The 15,293-nt window shown below is 49.7% G+C and carries 17 protein-coding genes; 15 read left to right on the top strand and 2 right to left on the bottom strand.

All coding sequences use genetic code 11. From position 1 onward, the window contains the following. Positions 1 to 59: 59 nt before the first annotated feature. The 8 genes from uvrB to fdx all read left to right on the top strand — a co-directional run bounded on the left by uvrB (position 60) and on the right by fdx (position 7,701). Entirely contained in the window at positions 60 to 2,204 is a 2,145-nt protein-coding gene (gene uvrB / locus AOC34_RS06965; RefSeq protein WP_108470103.1) for an excinuclease ABC subunit UvrB, read from the top strand. A gap of 117 nt (positions 2,205 to 2,321) precedes the next feature. After that, entirely contained in the window at positions 2,322 to 2,897 is a 576-nt protein-coding gene (locus AOC34_RS06960) for a Fe-S cluster assembly transcription factor (RefSeq protein ID WP_108469387.1), read from the top strand. Between the two features lie 38 nt (positions 2,898 to 2,935). Next, positions 2,936 to 4,195 carry an IscS subfamily cysteine desulfurase gene (locus tag AOC34_RS06955; protein ID WP_108469386.1) on the top strand — a complete coding sequence of 420 codons (1,260 nt, stop codon included), beginning with the start codon at positions 2,936 to 2,938 and terminating at the stop codon, positions 4,193 to 4,195. A gap of 28 nt (positions 4,196 to 4,223) precedes the next feature. After that, positions 4,224 to 4,610 carry a Fe-S cluster assembly scaffold IscU gene (iscU, locus tag AOC34_RS06950; RefSeq protein WP_108469385.1) on the top strand — a complete coding sequence of 129 codons (387 nt, stop codon included), beginning with the start codon at positions 4,224 to 4,226 and terminating at the stop codon, positions 4,608 to 4,610. Positions 4,611 to 4,635: 25 nt separating this feature from the next. Then, on the top strand, positions 4,636 to 4,959 hold the full coding sequence (gene iscA, locus AOC34_RS06945; protein WP_108469384.1) for an iron-sulfur cluster assembly protein IscA: 324 nt from the start codon (positions 4,636 to 4,638) through the stop codon (positions 4,957 to 4,959). Next, positions 4,937 to 5,464 carry a Fe-S protein assembly co-chaperone HscB gene (gene hscB / locus AOC34_RS06940; RefSeq protein WP_108470102.1) on the top strand — a complete coding sequence of 176 codons (528 nt, stop codon included), beginning with the start codon at positions 4,937 to 4,939 and terminating at the stop codon, positions 5,462 to 5,464. Before iscA ends, hscB begins: the two co-directional genes overlap by 23 nt. Positions 5,465 to 5,475: 11 nt before the next feature. Next, complete coding sequence (gene hscA, locus AOC34_RS06935) at positions 5,476 to 7,341, top strand: Fe-S protein assembly chaperone HscA (RefSeq protein WP_108469383.1); 1,866 nt, start codon at positions 5,476 to 5,478, stop codon at positions 7,339 to 7,341. A 21-nt stretch (positions 7,342 to 7,362) separates the two neighbouring features. Next, a complete protein-coding gene (gene fdx, locus AOC34_RS06930; protein WP_108469382.1) occupies positions 7,363 to 7,701 on the top strand; it encodes an ISC system 2Fe-2S type ferredoxin in 339 nt (112 codons plus the stop codon). Positions 7,702 to 7,728: 27 nt separating this feature from the next. On the opposite strand, the gene AOC34_RS06925 is transcribed toward fdx, so the two are convergent. Further along, the gene (locus tag AOC34_RS06925) at positions 7,729 to 8,616 is read right to left on the bottom strand and encodes a LysR family transcriptional regulator (protein ID WP_108470101.1); all 888 of its coding nucleotides are present in this window, start codon (positions 8,614 to 8,616) and stop codon (positions 7,729 to 7,731) included. Positions 8,617 to 8,700: 84 nt separating this feature from the next. On the opposite strand from AOC34_RS06925, the gene AOC34_RS06920 reads away from it, so the two are divergent. The 7 genes from AOC34_RS06920 (at position 8,701) to AOC34_RS06890 (ending at position 14,186) form a co-directional block, all read left to right on the top strand. Beyond that, positions 8,701 to 9,432 carry a succinate dehydrogenase/fumarate reductase iron-sulfur subunit gene (locus AOC34_RS06920; protein WP_108469381.1) on the top strand — a complete coding sequence of 244 codons (732 nt, stop codon included), beginning with the start codon at positions 8,701 to 8,703 and terminating at the stop codon, positions 9,430 to 9,432. Beyond that, positions 9,429 to 9,797: a succinate dehydrogenase gene (locus AOC34_RS06915; RefSeq protein ID WP_234408064.1), complete on the top strand. Its 369-nt coding sequence runs from the start codon at positions 9,429 to 9,431 to the stop codon at positions 9,795 to 9,797. The genes AOC34_RS06920 and AOC34_RS06915 overlap by 4 nt, the downstream gene beginning before the upstream one ends. Continuing rightward, positions 9,794 to 10,153, top strand: a complete 360-nt coding sequence (gene sdhC, locus AOC34_RS06910; RefSeq protein ID WP_108469380.1) for a succinate dehydrogenase, cytochrome b556 subunit — start codon at positions 9,794 to 9,796, stop codon at positions 10,151 to 10,153. Before AOC34_RS06915 ends, sdhC begins: the two co-directional genes overlap by 4 nt. 11 nt (positions 10,154 to 10,164) lie before the next feature. Continuing rightward, a complete protein-coding gene (locus AOC34_RS06905; protein WP_108469379.1) occupies positions 10,165 to 11,040 on the top strand; it encodes a fumarate hydratase in 876 nt (291 codons plus the stop codon). Positions 11,041 to 11,048: 8 nt separating this feature from the next. Continuing rightward, entirely contained in the window at positions 11,049 to 11,660 is a 612-nt protein-coding gene (locus AOC34_RS06900) for a fumarate hydratase C-terminal domain-containing protein (RefSeq protein WP_108469378.1), read from the top strand. Continuing rightward, positions 11,657 to 13,393 (top strand): L-aspartate oxidase, encoded by a 1,737-nt coding sequence (locus AOC34_RS06895; RefSeq protein WP_108469377.1) that lies wholly within the window; start codon positions 11,657 to 11,659, stop codon positions 13,391 to 13,393. The genes AOC34_RS06900 and AOC34_RS06895 overlap by 4 nt, the downstream gene beginning before the upstream one ends. A gap of 67 nt (positions 13,394 to 13,460) precedes the next feature. Beyond that, entirely contained in the window at positions 13,461 to 14,186 is a 726-nt protein-coding gene (locus AOC34_RS06890) for a sulfite exporter TauE/SafE family protein (protein WP_159074835.1), read from the top strand. A gap of 61 nt (positions 14,187 to 14,247) precedes the next feature. On the opposite strand, the gene AOC34_RS06885 is transcribed toward AOC34_RS06890, so the two are convergent. Then, positions 14,248 to 15,237: a Bug family tripartite tricarboxylate transporter substrate binding protein gene (locus AOC34_RS06885; protein WP_199908278.1), complete on the bottom strand. Its 990-nt coding sequence runs from the start codon at positions 15,235 to 15,237 to the stop codon at positions 14,248 to 14,250. Positions 15,238 to 15,293 lie beyond the last annotated feature (56 nt).

Genomic DNA, 15,293 nt, shown 5'->3' with positions numbered 1-15,293 from the left:
ATAAAAACGGCAAAATCAACGTTTATGTGAAATTCTCTGTGAAATTGTTTGCAGATGAAATGATAGCCGAGATGCCTCCAAAGTCCCCGAAACCAAGCCCTAAACCCATCGCTGCGAGCCTAGAGGCAGAGCTGCCGCTCAGCAGCGCGCCAGAAGGGCTGGATCCGGCTAAGTTTGTGCGTTTTCCGGACTCGCCATTTGAGTTGTATCAGCCCTTTCCTCCAGCGGGGGATCAGCCCCAGGCCATTGATCTGTTGGTCGCCGGAATTGAGAATGGCCTGTCCTTTCAAACCCTATTGGGCGTGACGGGGTCGGGTAAAACCTTCACCATGGCCAATGTGATTGCCCGCATGGGTCGGCCTGCCATCGTCTTTGCCCCGAACAAGACCTTGGCCGCACAACTCTATAGCGAATTCAGGGAGTTTTTTCCACGTAATGCGGTTGAATACTTCGTGAGCTATTACGACTATTACCAGCCCGAAGCCTACGTGCCGCATCGTGATCTTTTTATTGAAAAGGATTCGGCCATCAATGAGCACATTGAACAGATGCGCTTGTCTGCCACCAAGAGTTTGTTGGAGCGACGTGATGTCGTGATTGTGGCGTCGGTCTCGGCGATTTACGGTATCGGCAATCCAGGCGATTACCACAGCATGGTCATGACTCTGCGGCCTGGCGACAAAATGAGCCAGCGCGAGATTGTGACGCGCTTAATTGCGATGCAATATGACCGCAATGAAATGGATTTTCAGCGGGGTGTGTTTCGTGTGCGCGGTGACACCATCGATATTTTTCCTGCCGAACACAATGAGCTCGCAGTTCGGATTGAGTTATTCGACGATGTGATTGAAAGCCTGCAATTTTTTGACCCCCTCACGGGCCGCATCAAACAAAAAATACCGCGCTTTACGGTTTACCCCAGCTCGCATTACGTCACGCCTCGGGAAACTGTGCTGAACGCCATTGAGACCATCAAAACCGAATTGCGCGATCGCTTGGCGGAGTTTGTGAAAGATGGCAAGCTGGTAGAGGCACAGCGTTTAGAGCAGCGTACGCGCTTTGATCTGGAGATGCTCAATGAGTTGGGCTTTTGCAAAGGCATTGAAAATTACTCGCGCCATTTGTCGGGCGCCAAACCAGGCGAGTCGCCGCCCACCTTAGTTGACTATCTACCCCAAGATGCCTTGATGTTCTTGGACGAGAGTCACGTCATGATTGGTCAGTTAAACGCCATGTACAACGGCGATCGGTCACGCAAACAAACGCTAGTAGACTTTGGTTTTCGTTTGCCATCGGCGCTTGATAACCGGCCGCTAAAGTTTCCAGAGTTTGAAACCAAAATGCGCCAAGCGGTTTTTGTGTCGGCTACGCCAGCTGACTATGAGGCCAGCAAAACGGGGCAGGTGGTTGAGCAAGTAGCTAGGCCAACGGGTCTCGTGGATCCGCAGATTGAGGTGTTGCCAGCAAGCTCGCAAGTGGATGACTTGCTCAATCAAATTCATGAGCGTGTGAAAGTGGGGGAGCGCGTCTTAGTCACGGTACTAACCAAACGGATGGCCGAGCAACTCACGGACTTTTTATCTGACAACGGCGTCAAGGTGCGCTACGTGCACTCCGATATTGATACGGTGGAGCGCGTCGAAATTATTCGGGACTTGCGGCTGGGCGCATTTGATGTTCTCGTTGGAATTAATTTACTGCGAGAGGGTTTGGATATTCCGGAGGTATCGCTGGTGGCGATTTTGGATGCGGACAAAGAGGGCTTTTTGCGCTCGGAACGCAGTCTGATTCAAACCATCGGTAGGGCGGCGCGCAACATGAACGGCAAGGCAATCTTGTATGCCGATCGCATTACGGATTCGATGCGCCGCGCGATGGATGAGACTGAGCGACGTCGCACTAAGCAAATTGCCTTTAACAAGGAGCATGGCATTGAGCCGCGTGGTGTCAGTAAGCGCATCAAAGACATCATTGATGGTGTTTACGACGTTAAAGAGAAGCGTTCCGAGTTTGTGGCTGCAGAAGAGCAGGCCCACTATGCCGGGCTAAGTGAGCGGGCGCTCTCGGCAGAAATCAAGCGCCTAGAGAAGCAAATGAACGCCGAAGCCAAGAATCTCGAGTTTGAAAAGGCGGCCGCAACCCGTGATCGCCTCAGCAAGGTCAAAGAAATGGCCTTTGGAGCCCTGTCCCAAGACACCCTATAGCCAAAATGGGTAGTACCCGAGCAAATTAGTCGGGTATCTGTTATTCTTGACGATAACGGTTGGGTATTACCCGCCCGACTGTGCGCTGTCCATAACAATCCATTACCAAGGTGCCATATGAGACTTACAACAAAAGGTCGTTTTGCAGTAACCGCCATGATTGATTTGGCGCTACGGGAGGCCCATGGCCCCGTAACCCTAGCTGGCATTAGCCAAAGGCAACACATTTCACTCTCTTACCTTGAGCAACTGTTCGGTAAGTTACGCCGCTTTAACATCGTTGAGAGTACACGCGGCCCTGGCGGCGGCTATACCTTGGCGCGCAAGCCCGAAGAGGTTAGTGTGGCCGACATTATTGTTGCTGTGGACGAGCCTTTGGACGCAACCCAATGTGGTGGAAAAGGCAATTGCCATGGCGATGATGAGGAACATGGTCGCTGCATGACGCATGATTTGTGGGCCAACCTCAATACCCGCATGGTGGAATACCTTGCGTCCGTGTCGCTCCGTGATTTAGTCGCGCAACAAGCAGACCGCGGTCAGGTTGTGCACGATCTGCGTGAGCGCAAAGTCAAGGTAGAGCCAATCAAGGTTATGAAAGTAGCGCCTGCGCCGCTCGCAAAAAAAGAATCCAGCATTGCTGCTAAGCCCTTACTCGTCAATTCCGTCTTTAACCTTGCTCGGCAAAGTTAAGTTTTAATACTGCATCGTTTACTACTGAAGATTTATTTATGAACGCACCTGAAACCAAAGCCATCCAGCCCGTATCGCTGTTTAGCCCCAAGCATTTTCCAGTCTATATGGACTACTCTGCCACCACGCCGATTGATCCACGCGTGGTCGACAAGATGATTCCGTATCTGCGCGAGCAGTTCGGCAATGCGGCATCACGCAGCCATGCCTTTGGCTGGGCTGCAGAAGAGGCTGTTGAGGAGGCGCGCAATGAGGTGGCGAAGTTGGTGCATGCCGATCCCCGCGAGATTGTGTGGACCAGTGGCGCAACCGAGAGTATTAATTTGGCAGTAAAGGGCGCAGCGCACTTCTATCAAGAGAAGGGCAAGCACCTCATCACCATTAAAACCGAGCACAAGGCAACCCTGGATACCTGCCGCGAACTCGAGCGGGAAGGGTTTGAAGTAACCTACCTGGACGTATTGCCCAACGGCTTGATTGATTTTGATGTGCTGCAGGCAGCCATTCGTCCTGATACGATTTTGGTTTCGGTGATGTACGTCAATAATGAGATTGGTGTGATCCAGGATATTCCTCGGATTGGCGAGCTCACACGCTCGAAGGGCATCATCCTACACGTGGATGCAGCGCAAGCGACCGGCAAGATTGAAATTGACCTCGAAAAAATCAAAGTGGATTTAATGAGCTTCTCTGCCCACAAATCCTATGGCCCTAAAGGCATTGGCGCGTTGTTTGTGCGTCGTAAGCCCCGCATTCGGATTGAAGCGCAAATTCATGGTGGCGGTCATGAGCGCGGCATGCGCTCTGGAACATTGCCAGTGCATCAAATTGTCGGCATGGGTGAAGCGTTTAAATTTGCCCGCCTAGACATGATTGAAGAAAACAAACGCATTCGTGCGTTACGCGATCGCCTCTTAAGTGGCCTGCAGGGTATCGAAGAGGTCTATGTCAATGGCGATATGGATCAGCGCGTGGCACACAACCTCAACATTAGTTTTAATTACGTTGAAGGTGAATCGATGTTGATGGCCTTGAAAGACATCGCGATTTCATCGGGATCAGCATGTACTTCTGCATCCTTGGAGCCATCCTATGTATTGCGTGCCCTAGGCCGCAATGATGAACTGGCACACAGCTCCATTCGCTTTACCATTGGCCGCTTTACCACCGAAGAAGAGGTTGACTTTACGGTGCAACTGGTTAAAGAAAAGATCGCCAAGCTCCGCGAACTGTCGCCTTTATGGGAGATGTTCAAAGACGGCATTGATTTGAGTACGATTCAGTGGGCTGCCCACTAAACAGATTAAGACAGTAGGAGAAAGAACCATGGCATATAGCGATAAAGTAATTGATCATTATGAGAACCCCCGTAATGTGGGCTCGTTTGCAAAAACCGATGACAACGTCGGCACCGGTATGGTGGGTGCGCCAGCCTGCGGCGATGTCATGAAATTGCAAATTCGGGTGAATGAGCAGGGCATCATTGAAGATGCGAAGTTCAAAACCTACGGATGTGGATCGGCGATTGCATCTTCGTCGCTCGTGACCGAGTGGGTTAAAGGTAAAACCTTGGATCAGGCTTTGGAGATTAAAAACTCTTTAATCGCAGAAGAATTGGCCTTGCCACCGGTGAAAATTCATTGCTCCATCTTGGCCGAAGACGCCATCAAGGCGGCTGTTCAGGATTACAAAGAAAAGCACCCCGGCAATTAAGTTGATCTGCACTTAGGAATCCCTTATGGCAATTACACTCACTCAAAAAGCAGCTGCACACGTCAACCGCAATCTTCAGAAGCGTGGCAAAGGGTGCGGCTTGCGTCTGGGCGTTCGAACAACGGGCTGCTCTGGCTTAGCCTATGAGTTGGAGTATGTGGACAACGTCGCTCCAGAAGATCAGATGTTTGAATCCAATGGGGTAAAGATTTTTGTGGATCCGAAAAGCTTGGCATACCTTGATGGCACCGAACTCGACTTTGTGCGAGAGGGCCTCAATGAGGGTTTTAAGTTTCAAAATCCAAACATGAAGGACGAGTGTGGTTGTGGCGAATCATTCCGCGTCTGAGGATTACTTTCAATTTTTTGGTTTAAGTCCGCAATTCAGTTTGGATCTAGCGCAGCTGGATCAGGCCTACCTCGCAATCCAAAAGGAAGTTCATCCTGATCGCCATACCCAAGGTAGCGACAGTGAGCAGCGGATTGCAATGCAAATGGCTACCTTGGCCAATACTGCACACCAAACCTTAAAGCACCCGATTCAGCGCGGCTTGTACCTATGCAAACTGCATGGCGTTGAGGCTAACTTAGAAACGAATACGGCCATGCCAACGGCATTTCTATTACAGCAAATGGCCTGGCGCGATAGTCTGGAGGAGAGCGCAGATGATTTTGCTGCACTCGATGCATTGGCGACTGAAGTCGACTCGGCATATCAGGCTGCGTTGGTTGAATTAGCCGAAGCAATGGATCGAACGCATAATTACCAGCGGGCAGCCGAATTGCTTCGCGGCCTTTTGTTTATCGATAAATTTGCTACTGAATTAGATGACGCCATTGCGGCACTTGCTTGAGTTAAAGATCAATGGCTTTATTACAAATTTCTGAACCCGGTATGTCGCTTGCGCCGCACCAGCGGCGCATTGCTATTGGTATCGATCTCGGTACTACCAACTCCTTGGTTGCGGTGGTGCGCGATGCTTTGCCAAAGGTCTTGGCGGATGAGCAAGGGCGCGAATTACTTCCATCGGTTGTGCGCTATTTACCAAATGGTCGAACCGAAGCTGGATTTGAGGCGCTTGAGAGCGTAGTCAGTGATCCCAAGAATACGATTGTGTCAGTCAAGCGCTTTATGGGTCGCGGCCTCGGTGATGTAGATCATTTGGAAAATGCCCCATACGACTTTGTGGACCAACCCGGTATGCTGAAGCTGCGTACGGTAGCCGGTGATAAGAGTCCCATCGAAGTGTCCGCGGAAATCTTAGCGCGCCTACGGCAGTTAGCTGAAGATTCGGTGAATGATGACATCGTGGGTGCTGTGATTACGGTTCCAGCCTACTTTGACGATGCCCAGCGACAGGCCACAAAAGATGCCGCCAAATTAGCGGGGGTCGAGGTCCTGCGCCTGCTCAATGAACCAACTGCAGCAGCCATTGCCTATGGACTCGATAACGCATCTGAAGGCCTTTATGCAGTTTATGACTTAGGCGGCGGTACCTTTGATATCTCCATTTTGCGGATGAGTAAGGGTGTATTCGAAGTTTTATCTACTGGCGGTGATTCGGCATTGGGCGGCGATGACTTTGACCATCGCCTGTACTGCTGGGTGATCGAACAAGCCAAGCTAGCCCCTATTTCGATTCAAGACCACCGCGCTTTGCTGATGGCCTGCAAAACAGCCAAAGAACAACTAAGCCATAATCCGTTGGCTCGGGTACACCAGACGCTGAGTGACGGTACGGTTGTTAATGTGGGTGTCAGCCAGGCGCAATTTTTTGAAATGACCCAAAACTTGGTCGCCAAAACATTGGCGGCGGTACGTAAGGCATTGCGTGATTCCGGACTCAAGGCAGAAGAAATAAAGGGCGTCGTTATGGTGGGCGGCGCAACGCGCATGCCACATGTACAGCGCGCGGTGGGTGAGCTTTTTGGTACAGCCCCATTAAATAATCTGAATCCCGATCAAGTCGTTGCCATGGGCGCTGCAATGCAAGCTGACTTGCTGGCCGGCAACCAAGGCAAGAATGAAGAATGGTTGTTGCTCGATGTGATTCCGCTCTCCCTTGGTATTGAGACCATGGGCGGCTTAGTAGAAAAGATTATTCCGCGTAATACGCCGATACCCGTTGCTCGGGCACAAGAATTTACGACCTTCAAAGATGGCCAAACCGCCTTGGCCTTGCATGTAGTTCAAGGTGAGCGTGAAACCTCGGCGGATTGCCGCTCACTCGGCCAGTTTGAGCTTCGCGGTATACCGCCCATGGTGGCTGGAGCAGCGCGCATTCGTGTGACCTTTCAGGTGGACGCCGATGGCTTGTTATCGGTGCGGGCAACCGAGCAGGGCTCGGGCGTTGAGGCTTCGATCGATATCAAGCCATCCTATGGTTTAAGCGATGCAGACATTACACGGATGCTCCAAGATGGCTTTGCATCTGCCCAAGTTGATTTAAAAGCGAGAGCCCTGCGTGAAGAACAGGTATCGGCTCAGCGCTTACTGGATGCAGTGCAGGCTGCGGTAACTAGCGATGGATATTTATTAAGCGATGCTGAGCGTACTGCGGTGGATCATGCCATGGCAACATTGCAAGGCATTTTGTCCTCAGAAGAAGATAGCGATGTGTTGCGACGCGCTGTTGATCATGCCGCCAAAGCAACCGATGATTTTGCGCAAAAGCGCATGAATGCGAGTATTCAAAAGGCCTTAACGGGCAAAAGCGTTTCCGAAATTTAATTAAACGATTGAGATCAAGCAATGACCCAAATTGTGATTTTGCCGCACACTGAATATTGCCCTGAGGGTGCAGTGCTCGAGGTTTCTCCTGGTACTAGCATTTGCGAGGCCTTGCTGGAAAACGATATACCCATTGAGCATGCGTGCGACATGGTATGTGCCTGCACTACCTGCCACGTGATCGTACGTGAAGGCTTTAACAGCTTGAATGAACCGGATGAAAACGAGGAAGATTTACTGGATCGGGCATGGGGACTCAATCCTTTATCGCGCCTGTCGTGCCAGGCCATTATTGCGAAAGATGACCTCGTAGTTGAGATACCAAAATACTCGATCAACCACGCCAAAGAAAATCATTAATTGCGCTTGAAATAAGCCCCCAGTGCTTTATGAAAGCACGCTTAAGAATTGGGCTTTAATAGCCGCAGTAATGCTTTGCCTTCCATGCCGCTTACGCTCGAGCAAGCCCACTTTTCTATAAATAGTTTTTCCTGGCAAAGTATGAATACGCAGGCGCTGATCATGCTTCCAATCCACGTTGGCCAGTTGCGGAATGATTGAATGGCCAAGGCCTTGTCTAACCAGCTCAATAATTGCTTCAACGGAGTTGATTTCCATGCCTTCGTTAATGGCGAGTTTATTCACTTTGATGGTTTGATCCACCAAATGACCGGTCCATGTTTTTCGCTCAAACCGAATAAAGGGTAAGTTCTTTGGTATGGTTTCATCGCTTGCCGTTGATCGACTGCGTTTTTGTCCTGTTTGCGGCAGGATGAGAACCATGGGTTCTTTGTATAGCTCAGTCCACATGGCGCTTTGGGGTAGCGCAAACGGCGACTCCGTGACAATGGCTGCGTCCAGCTTGCCATCCAGGACTTGATCGAGGAAGTCACTCGATAATCCAGCAATCAATTTAATCTCAAGCTCCGGATAGTTGCGCTTTAATTCATCCAAGGCCTTTCCAAAATGCCCCATCAGGGTTGAGACTAAGGCACCCAGAACAATTGTCCCGCTCAATTCATTTTTGAGGCCGCTTCCCAAAGACTCATATCGCGCAATGATGTCCTGAATCGGCTCAATTAAGCCTCTGCCGTGGTTATTTAATACCAAAGAGCGTTTATTCCGATCGAATAAGGCAATGCCTATTTCTGCCTCCAAGTGTTGTAATTGTTGGCCAGCCGCTGCCGCGGTAAGCCCGATTTCTCGGGCAGCGGCAGCAACGCTACCGTGGCGACTAATCGCAATGAAGTTTTTAAGTACACGAATGCTGGACATGGCTTCATTATAGTAAAGAATTTCTTTATCTCGATAAAAAAACAATTCGATTTATTATTTACTATACCCCGATATAATTTTGCCATGTCTACCGTAAACCTCAAAGTCAAAGTATGGCGCGGAGCCGAGCAAGGCGAGTTTGTTGAGTACCTTGTGCCGCGTAATTCCAATCAAACTGTTTTGGATGTGGTGACCTACATTCAGCGTAAGCTAGATCCAACCCTGAGCTATCGGTTTGCTTGTCGAGTCGGGATGTGTGGTTCATGCGCAATGACGGTCAATGGAGTGGCGCGCTGGACCTGCCGTACCCACGTTGCAAAGATTGTGGAGGGCGATTCCCTCGAGATTGCACCACTGAATAACTTACCTGTCATTAAAGACCTCGCAACGGATATGCGTGAGTTTTTTAATAAATGGAAAGGGGCAGTTGGGTTTTTCAAGGGCGAGCAAACGCGCCACGATGATTTTGCCATCGTAAAGCCCGATTCAGAGGAGCGCCAACTAGCCAATGCCGGTATTGAGTGCATTGGCTGCGCTGTCTGTTATGCATCATGCGATGTGGTAGCCAGTCGCTCTGATTATTTAGGGCCAGCTGCGCTCAATCGCGCTTGGACCCTGACCAACGATGTGCGGGATACACAGCAATTGGATCGACTGCGTGCAGTAGCGGGTGATGCGGGTTGCCATACCTGCCACACCCATGGCAGCTGTACAGAGCGCTGCCCTAAGCAGCTAGAGCCGACTGCTGGCATTTCGGGCTTGAAAAAGCTAGTGGCTAGGGCTGCTGTGCGCGGTACGAAATGGGGTAAGTTGTGAGTTTGGCGATTAGCAATACCGCACTCCTACAAGCGAGACTCTGGTATGCCCAGCGCATCAGCGCCATGGTACTCGGTTTGTGTGTAGCGATTCATTTATTTATTATGTTTTACGCCATCCGCGGCGGCCTTACTGCGGGCGAGATCTTAGGCCGCACTCAAGGTAATTGGCTATTTGCTATTTTTTATGAAGTATTTGTGTTGGCTTGCTTTGTACATGCGCCGATTGGTTTGGCCAATATTTTGCGTGAGAACTTCCCGCGCTCTAGTGGTTTGATCGTATTGCCCTGGGTTTTGGCTGTCCTGATATTGGTATTGGGAACCGCTGCCGTGATTGGTGTCTTTACGGGTGGAGTGGGACGATGAGTAGCAGACCAAGGCTGGATCACCGCGCCAAATCACACCTGTCCTACTTTATCTATATGGCGCACCGGATTTCAGGTCTTTTGCTCGCCTGTTTTTTGCCTATTCACTTCTTTTTGTTGTCCCAATCCCTGTTTGGGGCCGATGAGCTCGATCGCTACTTGAAGCTGACTGATTTTTGGGTAGTGAAATTCGGTGAGTGGGGCTTGGTGACCCTATTAACGGTTCACTTAGTGGGCGGCGTCCGCCTTCTGATGATTGAGTTTGGCGCGTGGCGTGGATTACGTAAGGGTTGGATTCAGGCGGCCATCGTGATCTCGATTATCTCCGGCCTATTATTTTTAGCATTAGCAGATTAATTGGGGGCAGTATGCAGTTACAGATGAATATGGTTGAGGATGCTTGTAAAGAGCTCTACATCCGCGCATTAAAAAAATTACCAGACGATGTGAAGCAGGGCATCGATCGTTTGAATCAATCCGAAACAGATCAGCGCGCTCAGGTTGTCTTGCAAACCATGGTCACCAATATCGCCGTAGCGGAGCGGGAAGATAATTTACTCTGCCAGGATACGGGTTTACCGATCTACAACGTCAAGATTGGCCGTAATGTCGAGTTTGATGGCATGGCATTAAAAGCTGCCATTCGTAAAGGGTGCGAGCGCGCCACTACGGAATATCCACTCCGCTCTTCAGTAGTACATCCGATCACCCGTAAAAATAACCATACATCCTGCGGCATTGATATGCCAGCAATACATCTTGATTTCAGCTCTGACAATGAGGTGGTTGAGATTGAAATGATTCCAAAGGGCAGTGGCTCAGAGAACAACTCCTATCTTAAGATGGCCATCCCTGCAGAGGGCATTTTGGGAGTGAAGGCATTTGTGATTGAGAGTGTTGTTGCATCAGGAGGGAAGACCTGCCCGCCCACCATCGTTGGAGTTGGTGTTGGTGGAACGTCGGATCAGTGTGTGGCCATGGCTAAACGCGCTGCTACCCGCCCAATCGGCAGTGCCTGCGTCGATGCGGAGGGCGCAAAACTGGAGCAAGAACTCAGTGCAGCCGTCAATCGCCTTGGTATTGGCCCGCAGGGCTTGGGTGGTGACGGCACTGCGTTTGCAGTCCACGTCGAATTGGCTGCAACCCACATTACGATGAACCCAGTAGCGGTCAATATGCAATGCCATTCGGCAAGACGTGCGCGTGCCACCTTCACGCCCAGCGGTGTTGAGTACGGATTCTAGGAAGAGCAATGGCACATTACTATTTACCCACCCCTGTCAGCGAATCTGACATCCGTCGCTTAAAAATCAACGATACGGTAACACTGCAGAATACCCTCTTTGGCATTCGGGACGCCACTCAGATTCACATGTTTGATCATGATCGCAAGACCAAGTTTGACCTAACTGGCCATGCCGTCATTCATACTGCGCCCAATGTTCGCAAGGTGCCAATCAGCCCTGAATTTCCAGCGGGGTATGAGCCTATTTGCATTGGTACAACTACGTCCGATCGCATGGAGCGCTTCACCCAGCCCCTAATGGCGCAGAATGGTGTTCGCATGATTGTAGGTAAAGGAGGTATGCGCGAAGGCTCCTCCAAGGCATTTGCCGAACTCGGCGGTGTTTACTTAGCGATTATTGGGGGTACCGCTGCCTTAGAAACGACTTGGATTGAAAAAATCGAAGACGTCGATATGGATGATCTCAATCCAGAGTCACTCTGGCGATTTAAGATTCGTGACTTTGGCCCGCTCTTGGTGGCGATGGATAGCCACGGCGGCAGCATCTATCAAGAAGTCAAAGGTGACGTAGCGCGTAATAAGATTGATGTACTCAAAAGCTTAGGAATCGAATCATGAATGCGCCCCTCAATATCAAGACCTTAGAAACGGATATCTTAATTTTGGGTTCCGGCGGGGCAGGTCTTTTTGCGGCCCTCCATGCGCATCAAACCAACCCCAATTTACACATTACGATTGCGGTTAAAGGTCTTTTAGGTAAATGCGGTTGTACTCGTATGGTGCAAGGTGGATATAACGTAGCCTTGGCTGAAGGTGATTCGGTGGAGCGTCATTTTATGGATACCATCGAAGGCGGTAAGTGGTTATGTGATCAAGACTTGGCCTGGACTCTAGCGAGTATTTCGGTAGAGCGCATTCGAGAACTCGAGAATGAGCTAGGATGCTTTTTTGATCGCAACCCCGATGGCACGATTCATCAAAAAGCCTTCGCAGGCCAGACCTTTGATCGCACTGTGCATAAGGGTGACTTAACTGGCATTGAAATTATCAACCGATTGGCCGAGCAGGTATGGGCACGTGGTATTCATCGTCTTGAGGAATTCCGTGCCGTGGAGTTAATTCGCAGCGAGGATGGTAAATCACTAGCAGGCGTTCTCATGCTGGATATGCAAACGGGTCAATTTACCTTGGTTCGCGCCAAGGCGGTTTTACTGGCTACCGGTGGTGGGCCCACCATGTACAAATACCATACCCCATCGGGTGATAAGAGTTGCGATGGCTTGGCGATGGCGCTCCGAGCAGGCTTGGTACTACGGGATATGGAGATGGTGCAGTTTCATCCCACTGGACTGTTGGCAGGACCTGACACCCGCATGACCGGCACCGTTCTTGAGGAAGGTTTGCGTGGGGCGGGCGGATATTTGCTGAACGGTAACAAAGAGCGCTTCATGGGTAACTATGATTCGCGCAATGAGCGCGCAACCCGCGATATCGTTTCACGTTCAATTAATTCCGAGATACGGGCTGGGCGAGCAACGCCCAATGGTGGTGTCTATATTCAGATGAGCCACCTTGGCCCAGAAACTGTCCGGAAATTGTTTAAGGGGATGGTTGAGCGCTGTGCAGATAGCGGATTTAATTTAGCCGAAGACATGGTTGAGGTTGTTCCAACCGCCCATTACATGATGGGAGGCCTGGTGTTTAAGCCAGATTGCAGCACCGATTTGCCTGGCCTATTTGCGGCTGGCGAGGATACTGGGGGAGTGCATGGTGCTAACCGCCTAGGCGGTAATGGCGTCGCCAATTCCACTGTATTTGGCGGAATTGCCGGCGATGTTATGGCTAAGTGGGTGGTCAATCAGCCATTGGCCAAGTGCAATATGGCGGAAGTAGCCGCAAGCATCAAAGCACATGAAGCGCCGCTGGAGCGTGCGCCCGGTGATATTGAGCAAATACGCGATGCGCTAGCGGAAGTGATGTGGAATGACGTTGGAATTTCGCGTAGCAAAGAAAGCCTGTATCAGGCCCGTACAAAACTAGACGAATTGGATCGCTCCCTAAACCAGATGGGTGTGGGTGACTTGCAGCGCGCATACAACCTGACATGGCAAGACTGGATGAATTTACGCAATCTGATCTTGGTAAGTAAATCCGTTACTGAGGCTGCGATTGTCCGGGAAAATTCACGCGGTGCGCATTACCGTGAAGACTTCCCTGAGCCTGGTGATCTCGATACCTCTTACTTTACTGCGGTGAAGCTACTCAATGAGGAGTTAATGATTGAAAATAGGCCTGTTATCTTTAATCGCGTAAAGCCAGGCGAGACCATTTTGGTTGCAGAGCCAGCTTAATTCTCTTGCAAGAAACCGGTGGCCATTTATTTTTGAGATCCTACAGCCCATTCCAGTAACGCTTGCGGTGCTTATTACCTTTTGCGCCTATTTTATTTTTGGCGTGTCTGGTTTTGGGTCCTCAATTGTTGCCGTCCCTCTATTGGTTCAGTTGTATCCCTTGACTACCGTTGTTCCGATGATGGTGTTGATGGATATTTGCGCCTCACTTTATTTAGGGCGAAAAGTATCCGGTGACGCAAATAAAAAAGAGCTGGTTTGGTTATTCCCATTCACCTTAATTGGCATGGCTATTGGAATCGCCTTATTAATGAATTCTCCCAGTGAGCCATTGCTCTTAACCTTAGGTCTTTTTGCGGCGGCCAATGGTTTGCGCATTCTATTTCAGAAAAGTTCAACAGAGCACATAGCGATACATAAATGGTGGGCTCTTCCATTTGGAACGGCCGGGGGGATTTTCACTGCCTTATTTGCGACCGGCGGACCAATATATGTCTCTTACTTGGGTATGCGCATTTCCGATCCGAAGGTGGTGCGGGCAACCATGGCATTTGCTATCTTTATGCTGACAATACTGCGCCTTATTTTTATGGTGGCAGTGGGCTTGATATTGAGTTTAGATGTCTTTATCTTGGCTGCTGTTTTAGCTACGCCACTTTTTATCGGAATCGCAGCAGGCACTAAATTCCACACGAAGTTAAGTCAAACCGCAATGAAGCGTTCGGTGGGCCTTATCCTCATATTCTCAGGGACGATGTTGTTACTCCGTCAAGTTACCGATTGGTTCCAGTAATACGCAAAAAAAAAGCCACGAACGTATTCGTGGCTTTAAGTGGGGTCAATAATTTATAGCATTAGCGTGCTTGAATTTTGCGACCTTTAATGACCTTATCCCAGTTAACGGACTCTGCTTGAATTTGCTCGGTAAATTGTTTTGGAGTATTAACAACGGCAGTGAGGCCATTGATTTCCAAACTTTTTTGCATTGCTTCCGATTTAACTGCCTTAACAGTGGCATCATAAATTTTATCTAAGATGATTTTGGGTGTTTTTGCAGGGGCAACCAAACCAAACCAACCTGTGCTTTCAAACCCTGTGATTCCGCCCTCTGCAATCGTTGGTACGTTTGGCAGTTGTGGCACACGCTTCGCACTGGTAACGCCAATCGGCTTGATTTGGCCGGCTTTAGCAAAGCCAGTGGCGGCAGTAAGGTTGCCGACCATAAAGTCAATTTGACCTGCAACCAAATCATTCAGAGCAGCAGACTCGCCCTTGTATGGAATATGGGTAGCTGGTATGCCGGCGGCATAGGTTAGATTTTCGCCCGCCATATGTACCTGGCTGCCAATTCCTGCGGAGCCAAAATTAAGATCTTTAGTTTTAGCGAAGGCAATAAATTCAGCCAGATTATTTGCGGGAATTTTTTTGCTAACAGAAAGAAGCATAGGGCCGCTAGCTACATTGGTAATGACGGCAAAGTCATTCGAATAACTAAAAGGCAAATTTTTATATAGATAAGGATTGACTGTTAGCATGCTGCCCGAAGCAAGCATGATGGTATAGCCATCCGCTGGCGATTGGGCAACAAATTCAGCGGCAATGTTTCCGCCAGCGCCACCTTTATTCTCGACAATCACATTTTGGCCGAGGTCTTTAGTTAACTGTTGTGCAAGTAGGCGCCCCAGAATATCGGTCGTACCTCCAGCCGCAAAGGGAATGATGAGCTTAATGGGTTTTGTTGGCCAGCTTTGGGCATGTGCTACTGAGCCAAATCCAATAATGAACATCAAGCCAAATAACTGTATTGCTTTTCTTCTAATGGAATTCATTTTCTTCATAACCATGAACCTCTCCTGTTGTTAAAAGCCATTAAACATCTTCGTGTTTTTGATGGGCACTG

The organism is Polynucleobacter difficilis (assembly GCF_003065365.1).
GTDB classification, from domain to species: domain Bacteria; phylum Pseudomonadota; class Gammaproteobacteria; order Burkholderiales; family Burkholderiaceae; genus Polynucleobacter; species Polynucleobacter difficilis.
Note: the sequence above shows the minus strand (reverse complement) of the source record. Positions and strands in the feature narration are given on the sequence as shown.

Bases quoted from the DNA above. Each gene is read 5' to 3' on its own strand.
- iscU (WP_108469385.1), top strand. From the start codon at position 4,224: ATGGCATATAGCGATAAAGTAATTGATCATTATGAGAACCCCCGTAAT.
- AOC34_RS06895 (WP_108469377.1), top strand. From the start codon at position 11,657: ATGAATGCGCCCCTCAATATCAAGACCTTAGAAACGGATATCTTAATT.
- iscA (WP_108469384.1), top strand. From the start codon at position 4,636: ATGGCAATTACACTCACTCAAAAAGCAGCTGCACACGTCAACCGCAAT.
- AOC34_RS06885 (WP_199908278.1), bottom strand. From the start codon at position 15,237: ATGGTTATGAAGAAAATGAATTCCATTAGAAGAAAAGCAATACAGTTA.
- hscA (WP_108469383.1), top strand. From the start codon at position 5,476: ATGGCTTTATTACAAATTTCTGAACCCGGTATGTCGCTTGCGCCGCAC.
- sdhC (WP_108469380.1), top strand. From the start codon at position 9,794: ATGAGTAGCAGACCAAGGCTGGATCACCGCGCCAAATCACACCTGTCC.
- AOC34_RS06900 (WP_108469378.1), top strand. From the start codon at position 11,049: ATGGCACATTACTATTTACCCACCCCTGTCAGCGAATCTGACATCCGT.
- AOC34_RS06920 (WP_108469381.1), top strand. From the start codon at position 8,701: ATGTCTACCGTAAACCTCAAAGTCAAAGTATGGCGCGGAGCCGAGCAA.
- AOC34_RS06955 (WP_108469386.1), top strand. From the start codon at position 2,936: ATGAACGCACCTGAAACCAAAGCCATCCAGCCCGTATCGCTGTTTAGC.
- fdx (WP_108469382.1), top strand. From the start codon at position 7,363: ATGACCCAAATTGTGATTTTGCCGCACACTGAATATTGCCCTGAGGGT.
- AOC34_RS06905 (WP_108469379.1), top strand. From the start codon at position 10,165: ATGCAGTTACAGATGAATATGGTTGAGGATGCTTGTAAAGAGCTCTAC.
- uvrB (WP_108470103.1), top strand. From the start codon at position 60: ATGATAGCCGAGATGCCTCCAAAGTCCCCGAAACCAAGCCCTAAACCC.
- AOC34_RS06925 (WP_108470101.1), bottom strand. From the start codon at position 8,616: ATGTCCAGCATTCGTGTACTTAAAAACTTCATTGCGATTAGTCGCCAC.
- AOC34_RS06960 (WP_108469387.1), top strand. From the start codon at position 2,322: ATGAGACTTACAACAAAAGGTCGTTTTGCAGTAACCGCCATGATTGAT.